Origin of the sequence: Aeromonas sp. Y318-1, assembly GCF_027706125.1 — a bacterium.
Taxonomy (GTDB): Bacteria; Pseudomonadota; Gammaproteobacteria; order Enterobacterales; family Aeromonadaceae; genus Aeromonas; species Aeromonas hydrophila.
This window is the reverse complement of the sequence record NZ_JAPDCM010000017.1, coordinates 70,304-94,330: the sequence shown is the minus strand read 5'-3', so window position 1 is coordinate 94,330 and position 24,027 is coordinate 70,304. Positions and strand designations below refer to the sequence as shown.

Annotated in this window: 17 protein-coding genes; 6 read left to right on the top strand and 11 right to left on the bottom strand. The window is 62.5% G+C overall.

The features are described 5' to 3' along the window. Positions 1–173 precede the first annotated feature (173 nt). Positions 174–629: a YcgN family cysteine cluster protein gene (locus OKB87_RS20760; protein WP_270828426.1), complete on the top strand. Its 456-nt coding sequence runs from the start codon at positions 174–176 to the stop codon at positions 627–629. 118 nt (positions 630–747) lie between these two features. On the opposite strand, the gene OKB87_RS20755 is transcribed toward OKB87_RS20760, so the two are convergent. The 5 genes from OKB87_RS20755 to phnR all read right to left on the bottom strand — a co-directional run bounded on the left by OKB87_RS20755 (position 748) and on the right by phnR (position 7,128). Beyond that, a complete protein-coding gene (locus OKB87_RS20755) occupies positions 748–2,154 on the bottom strand; it encodes an FAD-dependent oxidoreductase (RefSeq protein WP_270828425.1) in 1,407 nt (468 codons plus the stop codon). An 18-nt stretch (positions 2,155–2,172) separates the two neighbouring features. Next, complete coding sequence (locus tag OKB87_RS20750; RefSeq protein WP_270828424.1) at positions 2,173–3,909, bottom strand: putative 2-aminoethylphosphonate ABC transporter permease subunit; 1,737 nt, start codon at positions 3,907–3,909, stop codon at positions 2,173–2,175. Next, positions 3,906–5,000 carry a putative 2-aminoethylphosphonate ABC transporter ATP-binding protein gene (locus tag OKB87_RS20745; RefSeq protein WP_270828423.1) on the bottom strand — a complete coding sequence of 365 codons (1,095 nt, stop codon included), beginning with the start codon at positions 4,998–5,000 and terminating at the stop codon, positions 3,906–3,908. Before OKB87_RS20745 ends, OKB87_RS20750 begins: the two co-directional genes overlap by 4 nt. Positions 5,001–5,271: 271 nt before the next feature. Continuing rightward, complete coding sequence (locus OKB87_RS20740) at positions 5,272–6,291, bottom strand: putative 2-aminoethylphosphonate ABC transporter substrate-binding protein (RefSeq protein WP_270828422.1); 1,020 nt, start codon at positions 6,289–6,291, stop codon at positions 5,272–5,274. 129 nt (positions 6,292–6,420) lie between these two features. Beyond that, a complete protein-coding gene (gene phnR / locus OKB87_RS20735; protein WP_026141379.1) occupies positions 6,421–7,128 on the bottom strand; it encodes a phosphonate utilization transcriptional regulator PhnR in 708 nt (235 codons plus the stop codon). Between the two features lie 264 nt (positions 7,129–7,392). Between phnR and phnW the strand changes: the two genes are divergently transcribed. From phnW to phnX, 3 genes are read left to right on the top strand one after another with little or no spacing between them, the layout of a single operon-like run. Next, positions 7,393–8,535: a 2-aminoethylphosphonate--pyruvate transaminase gene (gene phnW, locus OKB87_RS20730; protein WP_270828421.1), complete on the top strand. Its 1,143-nt coding sequence runs from the start codon at positions 7,393–7,395 to the stop codon at positions 8,533–8,535. Beyond that, positions 8,532–9,956, top strand: a complete 1,425-nt coding sequence (locus OKB87_RS20725; protein WP_270828420.1) for an aspartate aminotransferase family protein — start codon at positions 8,532–8,534, stop codon at positions 9,954–9,956. The genes phnW and OKB87_RS20725 overlap by 4 nt, the downstream gene beginning before the upstream one ends. Continuing rightward, positions 9,949–10,788, top strand: coding sequence for a phosphonoacetaldehyde hydrolase (gene phnX / locus OKB87_RS20720; RefSeq protein WP_270828419.1), 840 nt, complete (start codon positions 9,949–9,951; stop codon positions 10,786–10,788). Before OKB87_RS20725 ends, phnX begins: the two co-directional genes overlap by 8 nt. A 121-nt stretch (positions 10,789–10,909) precedes the next feature. On the opposite strand, the gene pflB is transcribed toward phnX, so the two are convergent. The 4 genes from pflB to sugE all read right to left on the bottom strand — a co-directional run bounded on the left by pflB (position 10,910) and on the right by sugE (position 16,669). Then, positions 10,910–13,192 carry a formate C-acetyltransferase gene (gene pflB, locus OKB87_RS20715; RefSeq protein ID WP_016350517.1) on the bottom strand — a complete coding sequence of 761 codons (2,283 nt, stop codon included), beginning with the start codon at positions 13,190–13,192 and terminating at the stop codon, positions 10,910–10,912. A gap of 45 nt (positions 13,193–13,237) precedes the next feature. Then, positions 13,238–14,086, bottom strand: coding sequence for a formate transporter FocA (gene focA / locus OKB87_RS20710; protein ID WP_011705812.1), 849 nt, complete (start codon positions 14,084–14,086; stop codon positions 13,238–13,240). Positions 14,087–14,466: 380 nt separating this feature from the next. Beyond that, entirely contained in the window at positions 14,467–16,227 is a 1,761-nt protein-coding gene (gene ycaO, locus OKB87_RS20705) for a 30S ribosomal protein S12 methylthiotransferase accessory factor YcaO (RefSeq protein WP_270828418.1), read from the bottom strand. A 127-nt stretch (positions 16,228–16,354) separates the two neighbouring features. After that, a complete protein-coding gene (sugE, locus tag OKB87_RS20700; protein ID WP_011705814.1) occupies positions 16,355–16,669 on the bottom strand; it encodes a quaternary ammonium compound efflux SMR transporter SugE in 315 nt (104 codons plus the stop codon). A gap of 339 nt (positions 16,670–17,008) precedes the next feature. Between sugE and asd the strand changes: the two genes are divergently transcribed. Both asd and OKB87_RS20690 read left to right on the top strand, forming a co-directional pair. Next, complete coding sequence (gene asd, locus OKB87_RS20695; RefSeq protein WP_270828417.1) at positions 17,009–18,124, top strand: aspartate-semialdehyde dehydrogenase; 1,116 nt, start codon at positions 17,009–17,011, stop codon at positions 18,122–18,124. A gap of 593 nt (positions 18,125–18,717) precedes the next feature. Then, the gene (locus OKB87_RS20690; protein WP_270828416.1) at positions 18,718–21,495 is read left to right on the top strand and encodes a M16 family metallopeptidase; all 2,778 of its coding nucleotides are present in this window, start codon (positions 18,718–18,720) and stop codon (positions 21,493–21,495) included. Positions 21,496–21,587: 92 nt separating this feature from the next. Here the strand turns inward: OKB87_RS20690 and OKB87_RS20685 are convergent, their stop codons facing one another. Continuing rightward, the gene (locus OKB87_RS20685) at positions 21,588–22,751 is read right to left on the bottom strand and encodes a trans-sulfuration enzyme family protein (RefSeq protein ID WP_270828415.1); all 1,164 of its coding nucleotides are present in this window, start codon (positions 22,749–22,751) and stop codon (positions 21,588–21,590) included. A 91-nt stretch (positions 22,752–22,842) separates the two neighbouring features. Then, positions 22,843–23,913 carry an isopenicillin N synthase family dioxygenase gene (locus OKB87_RS20680; RefSeq protein ID WP_270828414.1) on the bottom strand — a complete coding sequence of 357 codons (1,071 nt, stop codon included), beginning with the start codon at positions 23,911–23,913 and terminating at the stop codon, positions 22,843–22,845. Positions 23,914–24,027: the final 114 nt, after the last annotated feature.

Here is a 24,027-nt window from a genome sequence, read left to right as displayed (position 1 = left end):
ATGGATACCGTGTCTCCTTTCCCGGGGAATGGCTATGGCACAGCGAAGGTGTAGCACTATTGGGATCAGTTATTTAGTGAGTAGGCGAGCAAGGTTCTTCCACCAACCTTGAAAAATCGGGCCATAGGGCGTATAACCACGCGCTTGTCAGTGTATTGAGTGAGCCAATTTTTATGCAGCAGAGTGAACCCGTGCAGAACGCCCCCTTTTGGCAGGTAAAAAGCCTGCAACAGATGACCATGACGGAGTGGGAGTCCCTGTGCGACGGCTGCGGCAAGTGCTGCCTGAACAAGCTGATCGACGAGGACACCGAGGAGCTGGTGTTCACCAACGTGGCCTGCAACCTGCTCAATACCAAGACCTGCCAGTGCTCCGACTACGGCAACCGCTTTAAGAAAGAGCCGGACTGCCTGCAGATCACCCACGACAAGATTGCCGAATATGACTGGCTGCCCTCTACCTGTGCCTATCGCCTGCTGGCGGAGGGGCAGAGCCTGCCAGAGTGGCATCCGCTTATCACCGGCAGCCGCAGCGCCATGCACCAGGCCGGTCAGTCGGTGCGCGGCAAGGTGGTGCACGAGGTGGATGCCGGCGATTGGGCCGACCATATCATCACCTGGGCCAGCTAACGCCAGGGCTGTCTTTCGGGCCAGCCGAGAGCCGTACCAACTGCGAAGGGGCAGGGGAGTCATCACTCTCCTGCCCCTTCGGTTTTTTGGTGCTTTCCGAAGCGCTGGACGAAGGCGCCTATTTGTCTGCCTTGCCCGCCGCATCGGCCAGTTTGGCCAGCTGTTTGTCATACCAGGCCACCGGGCGGTTCTCATCTTCTGCTCGCTCCTTGCGCCGGATGGCATTGCGCACCACCATGGCGCCCAGCCAGCGAAACGGCTCGGGCGGAAAATAGCCGCGCGGGCCGCTGACCAGTGCGCAGTCGCGCCACGGCTTGTCCTCCTCCCGCATTTCATCGCGCACCAAAGCCGCAAGGATCTGACCACCGATCCAGCTCTGGGCCACGCCGTTGCCGGAGTAGCCGAGGCCATAGACGATATTGGGCTGCCCTCGCCAGTGGCCGAAGAAGGGGAGGCCATCTACCGAGCGGTCGGAGGCGCCGCACCAGCTGGCGGCGATGGGCACCTCTTTGAGTGCCGGAAAGAAGCGGCGCAGGGTGCGGGTGAGGGGGGCAAGATAACGGCTGGGCGCATCGAACTCGGCCAGATGGCGGTTGGCAAAGGCGAAGGTGTTGCCCCCCTTGCCCAGCATCAGCCGCCCTTGTGGGGTCGAGCGGTAGTAGTGGACAAAGGTGCGGCCATCCACCACGGAGCGGCCGTGCGCAAGCTGCTGGGCGGCAAGGGCATCCGGTGCGGGGTCGGTTATCACCATATCGGAGGAGACCAGCACGATAGTGCGGTGAAACTCGCGAAAGTGCTGCGCCATGGCGCTGTTGAGGGCCAGCACCACCTTGCGGGCACGCACCTCACCTTGCGGCGTTTGCACCCGGGCAGGCTGGCCCCCTTCGAGGCGCTGCATGGGGGAGTGCTCATAGACCTCGACCCCCAGTTCTCGCGCTACCCGCAGCAGGCCGCGCACCAGCAGTGCCGGTTGCACCGAACCGGCGTGGGGGCTGTAGAGCCCCTCCAGATGAACGTGGGAGCCGCTCTGGCTCGCCAGTTCACCCTCTTCAATCGCCTGCCACTGGTTAAGGTCGGCTCGCTGTAGCGCCTGCAATACCGGCTCCATCAGGCCGCGCTGCGCCTCGCTGGTGGCGGTGTAGCAGGTACCCTCGACCCTCAGCTCCGTCTCTATCTGGTGCGCTTCGCAGAAACGGGCGATCTCGTGCACCGCCTGCTCGGATCTTTGCACCAGCCAGGCGGCCTGCTCTTCGCCAAACAGGCGCTTTAACGTCAGGTATTTGGCCGACCAGGTGAGCAGGCAGCCGCCGTTTCGCCCGGAGGCGCCGCTGCCGCAGCGATCTTTCTCCAGCACCAGGATACGCAAGCCAGGCTCGGCCTGTTTAAGGGCGATGGCGCTCCAGAGCCCGGTAAAGCCGCCACCGACGATGCAGATATCGGCCTCGTGGTGGCCGTGAAGGGGCGTGGGCGGCACGGGTTGTTCGGCGGCGAGCGCTTCGGCCAGCCAGAAGGGGAGAGTGGGCATGATGACTCCTCGACAAGGTTATGGGTGGCGCCAGCGCTGGGTGCGATCCAGCAGGGCGCGGCTCAAAAAGAGCTGGAGCAGCTTGATGGTGGCGGCGGCCAGCAGGATCAGGGTGGCCATGGCGGCGGCCGCGGCGGTATCGCCGGAATCCTCCATGTTGAGCACGGCGATGGAGGCGAGCACGCTGTCGCTCGAATAGAGGAAGATCACCGCCGAGGTGGTGGTCATGGCGTTGACGAACAGATAGATGAAGATCTCAAGCAGCGCTGGCAGGGAGGCGGGCAGGGTGACTCGCCAGAACGCCTTCCAGAGTGGAATGCGCAATGAGATGGCCACCAGCTCCAGCTCCTTGGGCAACTGCTTGAGGCTGGTCAGCGCCGTCATATGACCCACGGTGTAGTAGTGGATGACGCAGGAGAGCACCATCAGCGGCAGAGTGCCATAGAGAGTGCCAAAGAGCGGATTGCCGTTGAAAAAGAAGATGTAACCCAGCCCCAGCACCATGCCGGGTACCGCTAGCGAGAGCATGGCGAGCAGATGTAGCAACTGGCGAAGCCATGGGAAGTGGCGCCCCTTCTCCTGTGCCCAGGCCAGTACCATCACCAGCATTGTGCCGATAAGCGCGGTATAGAGGCCCAGCTGCAAGGTGTTGGTAAAGGGCTGCCAGCCATAGACGCTGTTGCTGTCAAAGGCGTAGTGATCGAGCGTCAGCCCGAGGTTGTAGGGCCAGAACTGCACCAGGGAGCCGTAAACCGCCATCCCGACCAGTGCCAGAAACAGCAAAGCCCACAGCGAACACCAGCCGAGCGCCAGCAGATCTCGCAGCCGATGGGGGGTGGTGCGATAGGGCACCGCCTTGGAGCTGCTCTGCTCCTGCATCTTGCTGCGCACCCTGTGCTCCAGCGCAAAGCTCAACAGCGCCGGCAGCAGCAGGGTGACGCTGGCCACGGCGCCGAGGGAGAAGTTCTGCATCCCGATCACCTGCCGGTAGATGTCGGTGGCCAGCACGCTGTACTGGCCGCCAATCACCTTGGCCACCCCGAAGTCGCAGATGGTGAGGGTGAAGACAGCGATGGCGGCGCTGAGCAGGCCATAACGGGCGGTGGGCAGGGTGACGGTGACAAAGGTGCGCCAGCCGCTGCTGCCGAGCACCCGGGAGGCTTCATAGAGGCGGGCATCGCTCTGACCCAGCGCCGTGATCAGGATCATCAGGGCGTGGGGAAAACACCAGAAGCCCAGACCGATAACGATGCCGATGGGGCCGTAGATGCTCTCGCCGCCGAGCAGCCCCTTGGCGATCCCCTGATTGCCAAACCAGTAGACCAGGCTGATGGCGGGCAGCAGGGAGGGCATCAACAGCGGAATAAGGCCGATGAGGCGAAACAGGCCCTTGCCCGGCATGCAGGTGCGGGTGAGGGCATAGGCGTAGCCAAAGGCGATGGTCACCACCAGCGCGGTGATCAGCACCCCGAGCCAGAGGGTGTTGCCGATGGTGCGCCCCAGATGAGGGGAGTCGAAGTAGGCACTGAAGTTGGCAAGCCCCACCCAGAGGCCGCTCTCATCCTGCAGGCTCTTTTGCAGCATGGTGAGCAGCGGCAGCAGCAGACCGCCGGTGAGCAGGGCGATGCCGAGCGCAAGCAGGAACAGTTGCAGCAGCTGATCCCGGCTCCAGCCGCGACAAAGCCGCTGCCAGCGGGCGTCTTGGCGGGCTGTCGCGGGCGGCAGCAGGGAGGAGGTCGCAAGGGGGGCTGTCATGGGTGCTCTCCTTCAAACAGCTGCATCGCCCCGGCGGGCCAGTGCAGCGAGCAGCGCATGCCGCTGCGCCAGCCCCCTTGTTCGTGGCGGGGCAGCTCATGGGTCGGGCGCTCCACCAGGATCTGCTGCGGGCCCAGATAGGTGTCGGCGGTGCAGATAAGGCGCTGGGCGGCGCCGAGAAACTCCACCTGATCGATGGTAGCTTCAATGCCATGTTGCCCAAGATACGGTTCGCTCGGCGCACTCAGGGTGATCGCCTCGGGGCGGATCGCCACCTGCAATTTGCTGCCGGCGGCGGCCCGGTTGGTGAGTTGCAGCGGCTGCTCGTTGAGGCGCACCTGATTGGGGCCGAGCACCAGGGCATCGAGAAAGTTCATGGTGCCGACAAAGCTTGCCACGAAACGGCTGGCAGGCTGGTGGTAGATCGCCTGCGGGGTGCCCACCTGCACGATGCGGCCGCCCTCCATCACCACGATGCGATCGGCCATGGTCAGCGCCTCTTCCTGATCGTGGGTCACCATGATGGTGGTAATGCCAAGGCGCTGCTGCAGGGCGCGGATCTCGCTGCGAAGGTGGGTGCGAACCAGCGCATCCAGCGCGCTGAGCGGTTCGTCCAGCAGCAACAGGCCGGGGGAGAGGGCCAGTGCCCGGGCCAGCGCCACCCGCTGCTGCTGGCCGCCGGAGATCTGGCTCGGGTATTTGTGGGATTGGGCAGTGAGATCCACCAACCCCAGCCAGTGATCGACCCGCTCCTTGATGAGATCCCGTGCCAGCCCCTGATTCTCAAGGCCGAAGGCGATGTTCTGGGCCACCGTCAGGTTGGGGAAGAGGGCGTAGGACTGAAACACGATGCCAAAGTCGCGCTGCTGGGGCGGCAGGCGGGAGATATTGCGCCCCCCTTGCCAGATCTCGCCGCTGTCCGGCAGATCCAGCCCGGCGATGGCTCTGAGCAAGGTGGTTTTACCGCAGCCGGAGGGGCCGAGAAAGCAGATAAACTCCCCCGGCTCAATGGTCAGAGAGATCCCTTTAAGGGCCTGAAAAGCACCGAACTGCTTGTTGAGATGTTGAATGTCCAGATAGGGCTGGGTCATGGTTCGACTCGCTACTGATTTGGTATATACCAGTTTGCGGGTGAAGTGTGACGGTCAGGTGATCGGGGGATGACAGCTTGATGACAGTCAGATGACGACGGGTCATCAGCAAGTGGCTTGGTCGCTTGTGGATGGGTTAGGTGTCGCCCATTGAGGACGATACAAACAGGGGAGGCGATGCCAAAAAAAGCGAAGGCCAACCTGAGTTGGCCTTCGGCAAGCAGTTTATTGGCTGCGGTGTGTGGCGTGAGCAAACCGCCGCCCTTCACGCTTACTGCTTGGCTTCGGTCTTGCCATCGAAGCTGGCACTCCACTGGGCCAGGATGGTGTTGCGCTCGCGGGCGGCCCAGCCAAAGTCGTTGTCGATCATCTGGCCCTTGATGTTGGCGGGATAGCCGGCTCTGGGCTTGGCTACATCCGGAATGGCGACCACTGCGAACGACTTGTTGTAGAGGGCGTTGGCCTGTTCGGTGGCGGCAAAGTCGAGCAGCTGTTTGGCGGCTTCCAGCTTGGGGGTGCCCTTGATGATGGCGGCGGCTTCCATATCCCAGCCCGACCCCTCTTTCGGGAACACCACCTCAATGGGGGCCCCCTTGGCCTTGAGGCTGGTGGCCGGGAAGTCGAAGGAGATGCCGATCACCGTCTCGCCGCTGGCGGCCAGCTTGCAGGGGGCGGAGCCCGAGTGGGTGTAACGGTCGATGTTCTGGTGCAGGCCGTTCATGAATTGCCAGCCCTGCTGCTCACCCATGGTCTGTAGCCAACCAGCGACGCTCAGGTAACCGGTGCCGGAGGAGCTGGGGTTGGGCATGATCACCTTGCCCTTGTAGATGGGCTTGGTGAGGTCGGCCCAGCTGGTCGGCGCCGGGATCCCCTGTTTCTGGGCCTCTACCTTGTTGAAGCAGATGGCGCTGAAGAAGGCGTCCAGACCGATCCAGTGCGGCTCGGCCTTGCTGTCGCGAAAGCGGCTGTCGAGCTTATCCAGTCCTTTCGGTGCATAGGCATTGAGCATCTGCTGCTGATCGAGCTGCATCAGGCTGGTAGCCGCCAGTCCCCATACCACATCCGCTTTGGGCTGGGCTTTTTCTGCCAGCAAGCGGGCGGTGACCACGCCGGTGGAGTCACGCACCCACTTGATATTGATATCCGGATGCTGGCGCTCGAACGCGGTTTTCAGCTCGCTGAGCTGCTCCGGTTCGAAGGCGGTATAGACGGTGAGATCGGTGGCGGCCAGTGCCGGGGCTGTCGTGGCAGCCAGCACGGCGGCGGCCAGCAGATGGGTTCCCTGTTTCATCCTCTTCTCCATATAAGTTGGCTTGGTATAAACCAGATTGGTCGAGAGAGAGGCTAGGAGATCTTTATGACGTGACCGTGACAGCCCCGTGACGTTTTGCCGTGTGCGATTTGCCGTTCCTGATGTGCCCTAATCCTGGGTATCCACCTCGATCTCCAGACTGTCGTGGCGCCAGTACTCCAGATCGAAGTCGAGCACCCGGCCGTGCTGATCGAAGTTGAGTCGCTCGAGGCGCAGGGCGGGCAGACCGGCGGTGGCCCCCAGCGCCTTGGCCACTTCGTCCGGCAGGGCGGTGGGGAAGAAACGCACCTGCATGCGGGCGTAGTGGAGATCGTAATGGGCCTGATAGATCTCGGTCAGGCTGCCGTTGAGATCCAGCTCCAGCAGGCCCGGTACCCGCTCGGGCAGGCAGTGGTTCTCGCAGTAGCAGATGGCGCGCCCGTTGGCGTAGCGCAGCCGCTTGAGCAGAAACAGGCTGTCGAACGGCTTGAGTTGCAGCCGTGCCATCAGCGCCGGCGGCACCGCCTGGCGGCTTTTCTCCAGTAGCTCAGTGCGCGGCTCGCCCCCTTGCTCCCGCACTATCTGGTGAAAGTTGGAGGTGCGTCTGGGGTTGAGGCTGAAACGCGGCGGGGTGACGAACCAGCCGCGGCGATCTTCCCGATAGATAAGGCCGTTGGCCTCCAGCTGCACCAGCGCCTCGCGGATGGTAACCCGGGTGGTGCCATAGAGTTCCCCCAGCAGCCGCTCGGAGGGGAGCTTGTCGTTGGGGGCCAGGCCCCCCGCCAGGATCTGGTTGGCGAGGGCATCCTTGATCTGCAGGTATTGCGGTTTGCTCATGAAAATCCTTAGTTATGCAATGAGTGTGCAATGAGTTGTGCAATGGGCTGGGCGCAGGGCTGGTTATCTGCCCGGTCGTTAAACGGCGGCGTCAACATGCATTGGTAGATACCAGTGTTGGCCCTGTGGTTCAGGCTTCCTAGATTATCGCGATCCCGGCGCTGAAAATGAATTTTTTGTTGCACGTAGCGCCGCCCCTTTGACCTTGGCGGGGCAGTTACCCACAATGCGCCCATTCTGGTGTATACCAAAAGGAGCGAAGTCATGACCCATATTCCTGCGGCCCCCGCCGCCGTCGATTACCTGCTGCTGACCCCGGGCCCCCTCTCGACTACAGCCACGGTGCGCGCCGCCATGCTGCAAGACAGCTGCACCTGGGATGCGGACTACAACCAGGGTGTGGTGGAGCCCATCCGCCGCGATCTGGTGCGCCTCGCCACCGGCCCGGAATATCAAAGCGACTACAGCGCCGTGCTGCTGCAGGGGAGCGGCAGCTATGTGGTGGAGAGCGTGCTGGGCTCGGCGATAGGTGTCGATGAGTGTCTGCTGATCATCAACAACGGTGCCTACGGTGCCCGCATGGGGGAGATGGCCCGCTGTCTTGGCCTGCGCCACCATGAGCTCGACTGCGGCGAGACGACCCGCCCGGAACCCGCCGCCATCGAGGCGATGCTGGCGCGCCACCCCGAGATCACCCATCTGGCCATGGTGCACTGCGAGACCACCACCGGCATGCTCAACCCGCTGGAGGAGGTGGCTGCGCTCTGCCAGCGCCGCGGCATTCGCTTGATCGTCGATGCCATGAGCAGCTTTGGCGGTATCCCCATCGACATGGGCCGCCTTGGCATCGAGTTTCTCATCAGCTCCGCCAACAAGTGCATCCAGGGGGTGCCGGGCTTTGGCTTCGTCATCGCTCGCCGCGTGGCGCTCACGGCCTGCGCCGGTCGCGCCCGCTCGGTCTCCCTCGACCTGCATGCCCAGTGGCAGACCATGGAGCAGCAGGGGGGCAAGTGGCGCTTTACCTCGCCCACCCATACCGTACTCGCCTTTGCCCAGGCCCTGCGCGAGCTGGATGAAGAGGGGGGGATCGCCGCCCGCCATCGGCGCTACCGCGACAATCAGCGCACCCTGGTGGATGGCATGGCCGCCCTTGGCTTTGCGCCGTTGCTGCCCGAGCAGTGGCAATCCCCCATCATTACCGCCTTCTACTCTCCGACCCATCCTGATTACCGCTTCGCCGACTTCTACCTGCGGCTCAAGGCGCAGGGCTTTGTCATCTATCCGGGCAAGGTCTCCCAAGCCGACTGCTTTCGTATCGGCAATATCGGTGACGTGACCCCAGCGCGGGTGCGCTGCTTGCTCGCCGCCATGGCCAGCGCCTGCTACTGGCAGGGGGACGCGCGATGACGAGCCAAGCGCCTCACGGTTGCGATCAGCACGACCATAAGCTGCATGGCAGCGGCCGCGCCGACAGCGAAGGGGATATCAACCTCGGCGAGGGGCGAGCACGCTGGTGGGCGGGGCAGAACGAAGATGTACAGGCCGGTTTGGCGGAGGATAGCCGCTACTTTCTCCATCAGGCGCTCTCCACCCCCTGTCTCGATCTGCTTGAGGGGGCGCAGGGGAGTTGGCTGACCAGCGTATCGGGCAAGCGTTACCTCGATTTTCACGGCAACAGCGTCCATCAGCTGGGCCACGGTCACCCCAGGGTGGTGGCCGCGGTGCAGCAGCAACTCGCCGATCTGCCGTTCGCGCCACGCCGCTACACCCATCAGGTTGCCATCGACTGCGCCCGCACTCTGGCCGAACTGGCCCCAGGCGATCTCAACCGGGTGTTGTTCGCCCCCGGCGGCAGCGAGGTGGTGGGGATTGCCCTGAAGCTCGCCCGCTTCATCACCGGCAACAGCAAGGTGGTGTCCCTGTGGGATGCCTTTCACGGCGCCTCCCTCGATGCCATCTCGGTCGGCGGCGAGGCCTGTTTTCGCGCCGGTATGGGCCCCTTGATGGCCGGAGTGGAGCGCATCCCGCCGCCCACCCGTTATCGCGGCGTCTGGTATCGCGGGGAGGGGGATGATCTGCATTACGCCGATTATCTGGAGTACGTCATCGAGAAGGAGGGAGGGATCGGCGCCTTTATCGCCGAGCCCATCCGCAACACCGATGTGCAGGTGCCTTCAAAAGCCTACTGGCAGCGGGTGCGGGAGATCTGCGATCGCCACAAGGTGCTGCTGATCGTCGACGAGATCCCCAACGCGCTGGGCCGCACCGGCCACTGGTTCAGCTTCGAGGAGTTCGGCATCGAGCCAGACATCATCTGTCTGGGCAAGGGACTGGGGGGCGGGGTGGTGCCGTTTGCCGCGCTCATTACCCGCGACCGCTTCAATCAGGCGGCGGCTATTTCGCTCGGCCACTACACCCACGAGAAGAGCCCCATCGGCTGTGCGGCGGCTCTCGCCACGATAGAGACAATCCGCGAAGCTGGATTGTTGGTAAAAGCGCAGGAGGATGGCCGCTTTATGGCGGCAGAGCTTGCGGTGCTTGCCGAGCGTCACCCGCTGATCGGGCAGGTACGCGGTATCGGTTTGCTCTGGGCACTCGATCTGGTGGTCGATCACCAGAGTCGCACCCGCAATAGCCAGGCCGCCGAGCGGCTGCTCTACCGCTGTCTGGAGCTGGGGCTCAGCTTCAAGGTCTCCCTGGGCAACGTCATCCAGCTCTCGCCGCCGCTCAATATCGCCCGCGCCGATCTGGTGCGCGCCATCACCATTCTCGATCGCGCCCTTGGTGAGATCGCACTTTCACCGAAACAGGAACATCACCATGACTGACTTGCAAATTGCCATCGACCCGGCCACCGACGTGGAGGCGCTGATCCTCGATTGGGCTGGCACCGTCGTCGATTTTGGCTCCTTCGCCCCCACCTCCATCTTCGTCGAGGCCTTCGCCCGCGCCTATGACTTTGCTGTGACCCTGGATGAGGCGCGCCAGCCCATGGGGCTGGGCAAGTGGGACCATATCGCCGCGCTAGGCCGTCTGCCCTCGGTGGCTGTGCGCTGGCAGGCCCGCTTTGGCCACCCCATGAGCCATGCCGAGGTGGACCACCTCTATCACACCTTTATGCCGCTGCAGGTTGCCGCGGTGACCCGCTTCGCCACTCCCATCCCCGGTGTGCTGCCGGTGCTGGAGGCACTGCGCGCACAAGGGCTGCGTATTGGCTCCTGCTCCGGCTACCCCCGTCCGGTGATGGAGGCGCTGGTGCCTGCGGCGGCCGATCACGGCTATCGGCCGGATCACTGGGTCGCCACCGATGACCTCAACGCCGGTGGTCGCCCCGGTCCCTGGATGGCGCTGGCCAACGTGATTGAGCTGGGAGTGAATGCTGTGCATCGCTGCATCAAGGTGGATGACGCCGTACCCGGCATCAGCGAAGGGTTGAACGCGGGCATGTGGACGGTGGGGCTGTCTGTCTCCGGCAACGAGTTTGGCGCCACCTGGGAAGAGTATGCCTCTATGAGCGAGGCTGAGATCGCCGCCCGGCGCGCACCGGCTGAGGTCAAACTGCGGGCGGCGGGGGCACACTACGTCATCGACACCATGGCCGATATCGCCCCGGTTATCGCCGATATCAACCGCCGCCTGGCGGCAGGAGAGCGGCTCTGAACAAGGTGGGATGAGAGGAGGGGAGTAACAGCCTTGCCGGCCGGTTCAGGCCTATGCTCCCTGACTATCAGGCATAAAAAAACCGGCGCCTTGGCGCCGGTTTTTGTTCACCGAGACTCTATTACAGAGAAGCGGTGAAGGTACGGGTGATGACGTCTTGCTGTTGCTCTTTGGTCAAAGAGTTGAAGCGAACGGCATAACCGGATACGCGGATGGTCAACTGCGGATATTTCTCCGGGTTTTCCATGGCGTCCAGCAGCATTTCACGGTTCATCACGTTGACGTTCAGGTGCTGACCGCCTTCCAGGTTGGACTCATGGTGGAAGTAACCATCCATCAGACCGGCCAGGTTGGCTTTCTGGGCTTCCATGTCTTTACCCAGCGCGTTCGGCACGATGGAGAAGGTATAGGAGATACCATCTTTGGCGTAAGCGAACGGCAGCTTGGCAACGGAAGTCAGGGAAGCAACGGCACCCTTCTGGTCACGACCGTGCATCGGGTTGGCACCCGGGCCGAACGGCGCACCAGCGCGACGGCCATCCGGGGTGTTACCGGTCTTCTTGCCGTACACCACGTTGGAGGTGATGGTCAGCACGGACTGGGTAGCCACGGCACCACGGTAGGTGTTCAGCTTCTGAATCTTCTTCATGAAGCGCTCAACCAGGTCACAGGCGATGTCATCGACGCGAGCGTCGTTGTTACCGAACTGCGGGTACTCACCTTCGATTTCGAAGTCGATGGCAACGCCATCTTCGTCACGAACCGGCTTGACCTTGGCGAACTTGATGGCAGACAGGGAGTCAGCGGCTACGGACAGACCGGCGATACCACACGCCATGGTGCGATATACGTCACGGTCGTGCAGCGCCATCAGAGAGGCTTCGTAGCTGTACTTGTCGTGCATGTAGTGGATGATGTTCAGCGCGGCAACGTATTGCTTGGCCAGCCAGTCCATGAAGTGATCCAGCCTGTCCATCACGTCGTTGTAGTCGAGGTACTCGGACTTGACCATTTCGGTTTTCGGACCGACCTGGATCTTGAGCTTCTCGTCCATACCGCCGTTGATTGCATACAGCATGGTCTTGGCCAGGTTGGCACGGGCACCGAAGAACTGCATCTGTTTGCCGACGATCATCGGGGACACACAGCAAGCGATGGCGTAGTCATCGTTGTTGAAGTCCGGACGCATCAGGTCGTCGTTCTCGTACTGAACGGAAGAGGTCTCGATGGATACCTTGGCGCAGTACTTCTTGAAACCGACCGGCAGCTTCTCGGACCACAGGATGGTCAGGTTCGGCTCAGGGGACGGGCCCATGGTGTACAGGGTGTTCAGCATACGGAAGCTGTTCTTGGTGACCAGGGTACGGCCGTCAACGCCCATACCAGCCAGGGTCTCGGTAGCCCACATCGGGTCGCCGGAGAACAGTGAATCGTATTCCGGGGTACGCAGGAAGCGAACCATACGCAGCTTCATGACCATGTGGTCCATCAGCTCCTGGGCTTCTTGCTCGGTGATCAGGCCTTTCTTCAGGTCACGCTCGATGTACACGTCCAGGAAGCTGGAGGTACGACCGAAGGACATGGCGGCACCGTTCTGGGACTTGACTGCCGCCAGGTAGGCGAAGTAGGTCCACTGGACGGCTTCTTTGGCGTTCTTGGCCGGTACGGAGATATCGCAACCGTACTTGGCAGCCATCACCTTCATCTGTGCCAAGGCACGGTGCTGCTCGGAGATCTCTTCGCGCAGACGGATGGTGGCTTCCAGGTTGACACCGTTTTCCAGGTCAGCCTGCAGGGACTTGAACTGGGCCAGTTTGTCGGCCATCAGGAAGTCGATACCGTACAGGGCAACACGACGGTAGTCACCGATGATACGGCCACGGCCGTAGGCATCCGGCAGACCGGTGATGACGCCGGACTTGCGGCAGTTCAGGATGTCTTTGGTGTAAACGTCAAACACGCCCTGGTTGTGAGTCTTGCGGTACTCGGTGAAGATCTTCTCGACCATCGGGTCCAGCTGACGACCGTACACTTCGCAAGAGGTCTTGACCATCTTGATACCGCCGTTGGCGATGATGGCGCGCTTGAGCGGCTTGTCGGTCTGCAGACCAACGATTTGCTCCAGGCTCTGATCGATATAGCCGGCATCGTGAGCGGTAATGGTGGAGGGCAGGTCGGTATCAAAATCGACCGGCGCGTGGGTGCGGTTCTCGATCTTGATGCCTTCCATGACCTTGTCCCACAGCTTGGTGGTAGCTTCGGTCGCGCCAGCCAGGAAGGACTCGTCACCTTCATACGGGGTGTAGTTCTTCTGGATGAAGTCACGGGTGTTGACAGAGGTCTGCCATTCACCGGCCGCGAAGCCTTCCCATGCTTTTTGGAACTGTTCGTTAAGTTCTGCCATTTTCATTACCTCACACGGTATTGATGTAGTATCCCGCAATCATCCTTAATGATGACGACGGAAGATAAACCAGTAAGTCAGACCAACCATGACGCCACCACCAATGATATTACCTATGGTGACGGGAATGAGGTTGTGTAGGACGAAGTTGGATACGGTCAGGTCGGCAAAGGTCGCCGGGTCCTGGCCGATGGCCTGCCAAAATTCCGGGCCTGCTACCGCATGGATAGCGATACCGACCGGGATCATAAACATGTTTGCGATGCTGTGCTCAAAACCGGAGGCCACGAACATGGCGACGGGGAGCAGCATGACCATCACCTTGTCGGTCGCACTGCGGGCGCCGAACGCCATCCACACGGCGAGACACACCATGAGGTTGCAGAGGATACCGAGGGCAAGGGCCTCGAAGAAGGTATGGTGGATCTTGTGCTGGGCCACCTTGAGGGCGTTCAGACCCCACTGACCATCTGCCGCCATGTATTCGGCTGACATGATGATGAGGCCGACGATGATGAGACCGCCGATGAGGTTGCCGAAGTAGACCAGTCCCCAGTTCTTGAACAGCTGGGCCCAGGTGATGCGGTTGGCCGCCTTGGCCACCAGGGTCAGGGTGGTGGAGGTGAACAGCTCGGCACCGAGCAGCACGCAGAGGATCAGACCCAGTGCGAAACAGAGACCGCCGACCAGCTTGCTGAGGCCCCAGGCCACATTGCCGGCACCGGTAGTCACCGTGATGAAGAAGACGAAAGCAATGGCGATGAAAGCGCCTGCGGTGATGGCCAGGGGGATGACCTTGTATGCAGGCTTGGTGGCCTTGGCATAGGTGATATCTTCTGCCAGTGCAGCGATGGCTTCTGGCTTGAGACAATCAAAGGGAGATTCTGCTTTCAATTCTCATGTACCTGATGTTTTGCCTGTGGAAATCATAACAAAGGGCCAGATCGTCAAAATTGACTCCGATCAAGAATTGCAGATTGTGAATGTAATTTTACTACAAAAATTTGAGTCCTCCGGCAGCGTTGCTTTACACCAGGTTTCAGCTGAAACATAAATGCTGATTTTTTAATGCAATGATTTTAAACAATTTATTTTTCATCGCCTAAAAATGGTGCTGGCAAGGCATCTTTGCATCTCCCCAGCATTCTCTGCCCCGGCTTGGCAACCCCCTAAGAGGTATTTTTTGTTTTTTATTTCATCTTTGAATAACAAATCGCCTCTCTGGCGACCATAAAGCAAAAGGGGCCATCAGGGCCCCTTCACATACTACCACATCAGCCCCATGAATGGGCTCGTTTGGCCTTCTGCAGCTTCTCATAGGCTGCCAGCAGCTTCTGATGCAGCGGGAACTGGCTGAGGGACAGGTCGGCAGCTTCCAACCCGTGGAAGCGCGCTTCACCGCTGGCGTGGGCCCAGGCCTGTGCCAATGTCTCTTCACCATACATGCGGGTGAACACGGCGCGGTACTGCTCGGGGTCGCGATCCTCATCCAGGAACAGCTCGACACAGGCGCGCAGGGCACGGTAGTAGTTTGCGCGATCGGCCGGGAACACCGACTGGTTGAACTCCATGGTCCAGTCGATGAGATCGAGCGCCGTGTCGAGTTCGCCGGCGGCCAGTGCCAGCATGGCTTTCAACTCGCCCACCCGCAGGGTGTGCAGGGCGGTGCCCTTGGCGGCGGCGATGCCGAGCAGCTCGCGCACCCGGGTGCGCTCGTCGTGACCCTCTTCATCCAGCTGGTCGAACAGCGCCATGTACTGCTCTGCGTCCCACTCCAGCGCCGGCAGCGCCAGGATGGTCTCCCGCAGGTGGGCACCCATGGTGTTGTTGGCCAGCAGCAGGTCTTCGGCAGGATAGATGTCGGACATGCCGGGGACCAGGATACGGCAGGCGTAGACACCCAGGTGCTCGTAGTCGGCGATGTAGACCGGTTGCTCCAGCTCGTGGAAGATGCCGATCAGGTGGTCGAACTCCTCCTGCGAGGTGCCGCGGAAGTCCCAGTCGGCAAACTCGAAGTCCGCATCCTGCTTGAACAGATCCCAGCTGATGAGGCCGGAGGAGTCGATGAAGTGAGTCTCCAGGTTGTGGTGATCCGCCACCTGCTCGTTGTCGAACGAGGGCGGCACGAACACGTCCAGATCCTTGAGGCTACGGCCCTGCAGCAGCTCGGTGACGGTGCGCTCGAACGCTACTTCGAAGCGCGGGTGGGCACCGAAGGAGGCAAAGCAGGTGCCGTTGCTCGGGTTGAGCAGCACCACGCAGATGACCGGGTAGCGACCGCCAAGGGAGGCGTCGAAGCTGTAGATGGGGAAGCCTTCGGCTTCCAGCGCATCGATGGAGGCCTTGATGCCGGGGTAACGGGCGATCACCTCGTTCGGGATCAGCGGCAGGCTGAGGGCCTCAGCGATGATCTTGTTCTTCACGTGGCGCTCGAACACCTCCGACAGCCCCTGGGTGCGGGCCTCGGTGCGGGTGTTGCCGGCGCTCATGCCGTTGGAGACATACAGGTTGCCGATGATGTTCATCGGGATGTAGACGGTCTGGTGATCAGACTGGCGCTCGAAGGGCAGGGCGACGATGCCGCGCTCCTCGTTGCCGGATTGCAGATCCACCAGCATGTCGGCGGTCACTTCCCCGTCCGGGTTGTAGAACTTGCGGGTGAAGCTGTCGAGCAGACCGGTGGGCAGCTGATCCCCCTCGATGGGGAACCACTTCTCGTTCGGGTAGTGAACGAAGTCGCCATTGGCGACCTGCTCGCCCAGATAGAAGTCGGCGAAGAAGTAGTTGGTGGAGAGACGCTCGAAATATTCACCCAGAGCGGAGGCGAGCGCCGCCTTCTTGCTGGCACCCTTGCCGTTGGTGAAACAGAGGGAGCACTCCTTGTCCCGGATGTGCACGGACCAGACATTGGGCACGGGGTTGAGCCAGGAGGCCTCTTCGATATCAAAGCCCAGAGCTTGCAGCTTGGTCTGGAAGCGTTCGATGGAGTCTTCCAGCGCCGCGTCCTTGCCGGGAATAAAAGTGTGGTCGGTCATCACGATATCCTGATTTTTATTGGCTCATGTTTGGCCGCAGATAATAGCAGGGGTCGGCGCGTTTGGCAGGCAAAAAACGGGGCTCATGCCCCGTTTTGCTCTCCATTCAACCGAGGTCGGTCACCGCTCAGCCGATGAATTTCAGACCCAGGATCCCGCCGATGATCAGCAGCAGACAGAGCACCCGGGCGAGGGTGGCCGGTTCGTTGAACAGCCAGATCCCCATCAGCACGGTGCCGACCGCGCCGATGCCGGTCCAGACCGCGTAGGCGGTGCCAAGGGGCAACTGTTTGACCGCCATGGCGAGCAGCAGCACGCTCACCCCCATGGCGATCAGGGTCAGCAGGGTGGGCAGGGGACGGCTGAAACCGTCGGTGTATTTGAGGCCGATGGCCCAGGCGACCTCGAACAGGCCGGCCAACAGCAGGAGCAACCAGGACATAAGGCAGATTCCGCAGGCAGCAGGGTCGTCCCTGCGTATCAGGAGGCCTCGGGGTCGTCCCCGAGGGGCAGCGGGGCTGCCGGTCGGTCTCAATGATGCCCCAAGTGGGGGCGGGATGCCAACCGGCTGCCTGCAGGTCGGCCAGGCTGACGGATATTGCAGCGAACGGCACAGAATATTGCGCAATTCGACTTGCGCCCGCCGTCACAATCCGTAATGTGGACAGACGCATTTTTCGCAACCCATATTTTGTGAACCGCTTGTAAACGGCCCGCGCCGGACAAGGGATCACGGGTATCACACTCGGTTTCTATAAGCAGCTATCCAGGGTAGGACATTATGAAAAAAGTAGGTTTGGTCGGTTGGCGTGGCATGGTGGGTTCGGTGTTGATGAGCCGGATGCAGGAAGAGAAGGATTTTTCCCGCATTCAGCCCACCTTCTTCACCACCTCCCAGGCCGGTGAGGCCGCCCCCAATTTCGGCGTCGATGCCGGCACCCTGCAGGATGCCTTCGACATCGAGGCGCTGGCCGCACAGGACGTCATCATCACCGCTCAGGGCGGCGACTACACCAAGGATGTCTATCCACGGCTGAAAGCCGCCGGCTGGCAGGGCTACTGGATTGATGCCGCCTCCTCCCTGCGCATGGAGAAGGACGCGGTCATCATCCTGGATCCGGTCAACGGCGACGTCATCGAACATGCCCTGAACAACGGCATCAAGACCTTCGTCGGCGGCAACTGCACCGTCAGTCTGATGCTGCTGGCCCTGGGTGGCCTGTTCAAGGCCGATCTGGTGGAGTGGGTGAGCGTGGCCACCTATCAAGCCGCCTCCGGTGGTGGTGCGCGCCACATGCGCGAGCTGGTCACCCAGATGGGCCTGCTGCGTGATGAAGTGGCGGTGGAGCTGGCGGATCCCGCCTCCGCCATCCTCGACATTGAGCGCAAGATCACCGAGAAGACCCGCTCCGGCACCCTGCCGGTGGACAACTTCGGTGTGCCGCTGGCCGGTGGCCTCATCCCCTGGATCGACACCAAGCTCGACAACGGCCAGAGCCGTGAAGAGTGGAAAGGCCAGGCTGAGACCAACAAGATCCTGGGTATCGAAAACGCCGCCATTCCGGTGGATGGTCTGTGCGTGCGCATCGGGGCCCTGCGCTGCCACAGCCAGGCCTTCACCATCAAGTTGAAAAAAGATGTGCCCCTAGCCGAGATCGAAGCCCTGCTGGCTGCCCACAACGACTGGGTCAAGGTGATCCCCAACGATCGCGACATCACCGCCCGTGAGCTGACCCCGGCTGCCGTTACCGGCACCCTCAGCATCCCGGTCGGTCGTCTGCGCAAGCTCAACATGGGCCCGGAGTACCTGGCCGCCTTCACCGTGGGTGACCAACTGTTGTGGGGCGCCGCCGAGCCGCTGCGCCGCATGCTCAACATCCTGCTGGATCGCGATTGATCCGGTTGCACCCAGCATGAACAGGGGGCCACGGCCCCCTGTTTTTTTGCGCCTTTGTCACCCTTGTAGGCCGGCAGAGAGTGCCAAAAGAGTGGGCTGGCGAGTGGCGCCAGCAAGGCGTCTGCCATCCGCTTGTTATTAAGGGCATCAATATTGACTAATCGCTTGGCTTATTTTTTCGTGACTCAATAACGGCAGGCTTATTTCCCAGCAGCGGGCGAAACGCCATGCAGACGATATTTTTCGACACTGTTAACCGGCAAGGTTAAATAGCGCCGTCCAGGCTATTCAAGGGCGCGGACGGATGGGCCAGATATATACCTTGTTACAAAAGCACGTCTGTTGCTGATATCCCTTCGGGGCTTGATTGATTACACTGACGACCACGGCCGGGGTGCAGGCTGCCAGCCTTTGGCTGCTGCATTGACTGCCTCGGGGCAGACTTTGCTGCCGGCAAAAATATTATTCATGTCATCAATAATGCGAGGCGCCAGCAGAGTGCTGTCGCCATTTTTCTGTTGTTGCGCGCTGGATATGGACGACGCGCAGTGACCGCCAATAATAATGTTCAGGTTTGAAAATTGGGAAATAACATGAGAGTCGTGTGGAGTTTGCTCTATTTCTTCAGTGTCTTGGCCTTGGCCGGCCCGGTGCTGGTCAAGGAGCAGAAAAAAGTGGCCGATCCGCTGATCGTCCCCTATCAGCAATATCGGCTCGACAATGGCCTGACGGTGATCCTGACCCAGGATCACTCCGATCCCCTGGTGCACGTGGCGGTCCACTACCGGGTTGGGCTGCCGGAAGAGGCCCCCGGCCAGTCCGGGCTGGCCCATCTGTTCGAACACATGATGTTTCAGGGCTCGGCCCACGTGGGGGAGGAGGGCTATATCCGGTTGCTGCAACAGGTGGGCGGGCGCAACATCAACGGCTTGACCTCCCGGGATCAGACCCGCTATTACCAGACGTTGCCAGCCAATCAGCTGGAGAAGGTGCTCTGGCTGGAGGCGGATCGCATGGGGTTTCTGCTCGATACCCTTTACCAGCAGAAATTGGAGGCCAAGCGCGACATCGCCAAGAACGAGCGTGCCACCCTGGTGGATGCTGCCCCCTACGGCCGGGTGCTGGAAGTGCTCAACCGCACTCTCTACCCCCCCAATCACCCTTATTTCAACACGCCGTTTGGCCGGGTGGCTGACCTGGATCGCCTCACCCTGGAGGACGTGCGCCAGTTCTTCCTGCGCTGGTATGGGCCCAACAACGCCACCCTGGTGATCGGTGGCGACATTCAGCCGGCTCAGACCCTGGCCTGGGTCGAGCGCTATTTTGCCGCGCTGCCTCCGTCACCAACCCAGACAAGCCCGGTGGTGCGTCCGGTGACGCTGAAGAAGAGCCGCTATCGCACTCTGGTGGATCGGGTCAGCGAGCCCATGCTGGTGCTGGCCTATCCGACCGTCTCCGCCCGCGAGCCCGACTTCGAGGCTCTCGATCTGCTGGCGGATCAGCTGGGGGGCTCGGCCAGCGGCCTGTTGCAGCGACAACTGCAGCAAAGTGGCCAGCTGGTCTCGGTGACGGCCAGACAGGAGTGCGGGGTGCTGGCCTGCATGCTGGTGATTGAGGCAGTGCCCAATCTGGCCAAAAGGGGCGAGCTGGGCCCCATCAAGGCGGAGATCGACCGGATAGTCGGCCAGCTCGCCAGCGATGGCGTCTCCCGCGAGCAACTGGCCCACTCGGTCAATGCCCAGCGGGCCCTGCGGATCTGGCCGCTGGACAGCGTGGCCGGCAAGGTGGAGCAGCTGGCCACCGGTCACACCCTGTTTGCTGACCCCAACTTCCAGTACCGCAACCTCAAGCGCATCGCCCGGGTGACACCGGCCGATCTGCAACGGGTGTTGACGCGCTATGTGCTGAACAAGCCCAGGGTGGTGCTGAGCGTGGTACCGGCCGAGCACCCTGAATGGCAGGCGGGCAGCCCCAACTTTGTCGAGCCGCCCCCCTTGCCGCTGGCCCGGCCGACCCCCTCTTTGCTGCCGCATGTCATCAAGGAGACCCTGGACCGGCGCCAGGAGCCGGCCAGCGGCGGCGCCTTGCCGGTGCCCATGCCGACCCTGTGGCAGGCCAAGCTGGGTGAGCGGATCTCTCTGCTCGGCCACTACAGCGACGAGGTGCCGGCCTTTGCCATGAGCATTAGCTGGCCGGGCGGTGAGCGGGCCGAACCCGAGGGCAAGGACGGAGTCGCCACACTGGCCGATGCCATGCTCTTCCTTGGCAGCGAGCAGCTGCAGGCGGCCAGCATCGAGGAGCGGGCCCGCCAGCTGGGGGCCAGTATTCGCTTCAACCATGGGGAGGGGCGCAGCTACGTCGAGATCGAGGGGCTCACCTCCCATTTTGACGAGACGCTGGCCCTGGTGCGGGAGCTGGTGCAGCAGCCCGCCATGCGCGTAGCCGATTTTGAGCGCAGCCGCTTTGATCATGTCCAGTGGTTGCAACAGCTGATGCAAGATCCCCAGTGGCAGGCGGACTGGCAGTTCGGCGCCCTGCTCGAGGGGCACAAGCGGCCGGATCTGCTGGCCAGCGTGCGTGCGCTGACGCTGGACGATGTGCGCCACTTTTATCAGTCGGTCTATCGCAGCGGGGAAGCCCAGGTGGTGGTGAGCGGGGATCTGGCCCAGGAGCGGGTGATGAAGGCCCTCGGCTTTCTGGTCGAGCCTGCCGGTCAGACGCCGGCCCTGCACTCCCTCGGCTGGCGCGGCCAGCAGGCGAAACGGGCCATCTATCTGCTGGACAATCCCGGGGCGGCGCTCAGCCAGATCCGGGTGGGGCGGCGGGCCATGGCGGAAGATGCCTTCGGCGAGCATTACCTGACCCGGCTGATGAATGTGTCCCTCGCCGAGCGGCTGCACATCCGGCTGCGCGAGGAGCTGGGTTACACCTACTTTATCGACGCCGCCTTCGACGGCAACGCCGATGCGGGCCACTTCCTGCTGCAAAGCAGCGTGCGCAGCGGGGTGACCGGGGCGGCCCTGCGGCAGATCCTGCAGGAGCTCGACAAGTATCAGCGGCTGGGGCCGACCCGGCTGGAGGTGCGTACCCTGCGGGATCGGGTGCTCAATGGGCAGGCGCTCGATTACGAAACGTTGCCGCAAGAAATGGAGTACATGCTGCCCATCTTGCTCAAGGGGTGGCCGGAGGATTATGTGGAGCAGCGGGTGCAGCAGGTGAGCCGGCTCTCTCCGTTTACCCTGCGTGAGCTGGCCCGCCGCTGGCTCGATCCCGACGACATGGTGATCCTGGTGGTGGGGGATGCCAAGACGCTGGCCCCTGAGCTGGCCGCGTTGGGCTGGCCGGTGCAGCGCCTCTCTGTCACCCCCTAGCGGGTTGCCCCTATCGGGCGACGGCCGCAAGCAAAACAGCCCGCCCCCTGGCAGGGGGCGGGCTGTTTTTTTGCGCTCAAAGAGGCAAACGGTCAGATCAGGGCCAGGGCGGTGGCCAGATCGGCAATCAGATCGTCGGCGTCTTCCACCCCGATGCTGAAGCGGATGAGATCGTCATTGACCCCGGCGGCGAGGCGGCTCGCCTCGTCCATGGCGGCGTGGGTAGTGCTGGCCGGATGGCAGGCGAGACTCTCGAGATCCCCCAGGCTCACCGCCTGCACGAACAGCTGCAGGTTGTCGAGCAGGGTGGCGCAACGGGCAAAGCCGCCTTCCAGCTCGATGCTCACCATGCCGCCAAAGCCGCTGGCGAAGGCGCCGAGGGCATCGTGGCCCGGATGGTTGGCAAGGCCCGGGTAGATCACCTTTTTCACCGCCGGGTGGGCGGCCAGGAAGTCAGCCACCTTCTGGGCGTTGTGCAGGTGGGCATCCATGCGCAGGGGCAGGGTCTTGACCCCGCGCTGCAGCAGGTAGGCCTCCTGCGGGCCGATGGGAGAGCCGATGTGCTTGAGGGCCACGGTGCGAATCGACTTCATCAGCGCGTGCGAGCCCGCCACCACCCCGGCGATGATGTCGCCGTGGCCGCCCAGGTACTTGGTGCCGCTGTGCATGACGATGTCGATGCCAAGCTCCAGCGGGCGCAGCAGGTAGGGGGTGAGGAAGGTGTTGTCACACACCGTAATGGCGCCCACCTTGCGGGCCGCTTCCACTACCACCCGCGGATCCACCACCTTGAGGGTGGGGTTGGTCAGGGTTTCGAACAGTACCACCTTGGTGGCGGGGCGGATGTTGGCCAGCAGATCCTGATCGCTCTCGTAGGCGGTGACCTTGATGCCGGCGCGGCTGAAGGTCTGCTTGAGGAAGGCATCGGTGCCGCCATAGAGCGGGCCGATATAGGCCACTTCATCACCGCTGTCGGCCAGGGCATACATGATGGCGCTCACCGCCGCCATGCCGCTCGCTACCACCAGCGCTTCGTCGGCCCCTTCCAGTGCCGCCAGTTTTTGCTCCAGCTCGGCGGTGGTGGGGTTGCCAAAGCGGCTGTAGATGAAGCCGGGGGCCTGACCGGCGAAGCGCTCCTTGCCCGCCTGGGCGTTGAAGTAGCTGAAGGTGCTGCTCTGGTAGAGCGGGGTGGTGAGGGCGCCGGTCTGGGGATCGATCCGCTGGCCGCTGTGCACGCTCATGGTTTTGAATTTCATTGTATTGCTCCGTCATTGCCAGGCTGTGGCCCAACTGCTTGTGTCATCTGAAGGGCGCCGTGGCGCCCCTCGTCTATTAGGTATGGCAGCGTCAGGCGAGTTGTGGCTCGCGCCGATCGCGCTTTGCCGTCTGTTCGCTGCTGGTCTGCGCATTGGCGGACGGCGGGGCGACGCCATAGTGGCGGGCCGCCACATCCGGGTGGGAGCGCAGCCTCCCTTTGAGTACGTTCTCCCCCACCTGATAAAAGAGCGGGTTGGTCGGGTCGCTCTCGGGCCCCTGTGCCTGCGCTGCCAGCGCGGGGGAGAGGGTGAGCAGCGGCACGGTCGCATCCAGCCGCGCCGCCATGAAAAAGGCGCAGGAGAGGCGCGATACCCCGGGTGGCGGGCTCTGCACCCGGTGCAGGGTGGCCTTGAGGTAGCCGTTGGAGGCGAGCTCCAGCAGCTCGCCGATGTTGACCACCAGGGCACCCGGCAGGGGCGGCGCCGAGATCCAGCCGTCGGCCGTCTCCACCTCGAGCCCGGAGTGATGATCCTGCATCACCAGGGTCAGGTAGCCGGGATCCTTGTGGGCGCCCACCCCCTGACCGCTGCCCCCTGCGGCTTGCCCCGGGTAGTGGATCAGCTTCATGTGCTGATGGGGCGCCCCGCGAATACTGTCGTCAAACACCCCGGCCGGCTGCGCCAGCACCTCGGCGAAGGCGGCCAGCAGGGTGAGGGTGATGGCGCTCAACCTATCCTGCCACGCCAGCAGCTGTGCCTGCATGCCGGGCAGGGCGGTCGGCCACTGGTTGGGGCCGATGAGCCGCTGCCAGGGATGCTGCAGGCTGGCGGCATCGAGGGCGACCTCTTCGTTCATGATGTCGAACTGCTCGCGCAGATCCGGCCGCGCCCGGGTGAGCTCGGCCCCCACCTGGTTGTAGCCGCGAAAGTGGGGGGAGTGCACCATCTGCACCGCCAGCTTCTCCTGCTGCGGCAGGGCGAAGAAACGGGCCGCCAGCGCCAGGGTTTCCTGCTGTTCTTGCTCGCTCAGGCCATGGCCGATCAGATAGAAAAAGCCCACCTCGCGGGCCGCCAGGCCAAGGGTGGCCAGCATCTGGCGACGGGTCTCGGGGGCGCCGTCGAGCGCGGCGAGATCGATGATCGGCAGTGGTGAATGTTCCATGTGCACCTCCTCACTGGCCAGGGGCGAGATGCTACCCGCACACCTGACATGAAAACGACGACGCCCTGACCGATAAACCGGCCACCGCCCTGTTGCCAGGGATGGCGCCATTTG

Excerpts from the sequence above, each read along its gene's own strand:
- OKB87_RS20760 (WP_270828426.1), top strand. The coding sequence starts at position 174 with ATGCAGCAGAGTGAACCCGTGCAGAACGCCCCCTTTTGGCAGGTAAAA.
- OKB87_RS20745 (WP_270828423.1), bottom strand. The coding sequence starts at position 5,000 with ATGACCCAGCCCTATCTGGACATTCAACATCTCAACAAGCAGTTCGGT.
- OKB87_RS20690 (WP_270828416.1), top strand. The coding sequence starts at position 18,718 with ATGAGAGTCGTGTGGAGTTTGCTCTATTTCTTCAGTGTCTTGGCCTTG.
- OKB87_RS20750 (WP_270828424.1), bottom strand. The coding sequence starts at position 3,909 with ATGACAGCCCCCCTTGCGACCTCCTCCCTGCTGCCGCCCGCGACAGCC.
- sugE (WP_011705814.1), bottom strand. The coding sequence starts at position 16,669 with ATGTCCTGGTTGCTCCTGCTGTTGGCCGGCCTGTTCGAGGTCGCCTGG.
- phnW (WP_270828421.1), top strand. The coding sequence starts at position 7,393 with ATGACCCATATTCCTGCGGCCCCCGCCGCCGTCGATTACCTGCTGCTG.
- OKB87_RS20685 (WP_270828415.1), bottom strand. The coding sequence starts at position 22,751 with ATGAAATTCAAAACCATGAGCGTGCACAGCGGCCAGCGGATCGATCCC.
- OKB87_RS20680 (WP_270828414.1), bottom strand. The coding sequence starts at position 23,913 with ATGGAACATTCACCACTGCCGATCATCGATCTCGCCGCGCTCGACGGC.
- phnR (WP_026141379.1), bottom strand. The coding sequence starts at position 7,128 with ATGAGCAAACCGCAATACCTGCAGATCAAGGATGCCCTCGCCAACCAG.
- OKB87_RS20725 (WP_270828420.1), top strand. The coding sequence starts at position 8,532 with ATGACGAGCCAAGCGCCTCACGGTTGCGATCAGCACGACCATAAGCTG.
- asd (WP_270828417.1), top strand. The coding sequence starts at position 17,009 with ATGAAAAAAGTAGGTTTGGTCGGTTGGCGTGGCATGGTGGGTTCGGTG.
- ycaO (WP_270828418.1), bottom strand. The coding sequence starts at position 16,227 with ATGACCGACCACACTTTTATTCCCGGCAAGGACGCGGCGCTGGAAGAC.
- pflB (WP_016350517.1), bottom strand. The coding sequence starts at position 13,192 with ATGGCAGAACTTAACGAACAGTTCCAAAAAGCATGGGAAGGCTTCGCG.
- OKB87_RS20740 (WP_270828422.1), bottom strand. The coding sequence starts at position 6,291 with ATGAAACAGGGAACCCATCTGCTGGCCGCCGCCGTGCTGGCTGCCACG.
- phnX (WP_270828419.1), top strand. The coding sequence starts at position 9,949 with ATGACTGACTTGCAAATTGCCATCGACCCGGCCACCGACGTGGAGGCG.
- OKB87_RS20755 (WP_270828425.1), bottom strand. The coding sequence starts at position 2,154 with ATGCCCACTCTCCCCTTCTGGCTGGCCGAAGCGCTCGCCGCCGAACAA.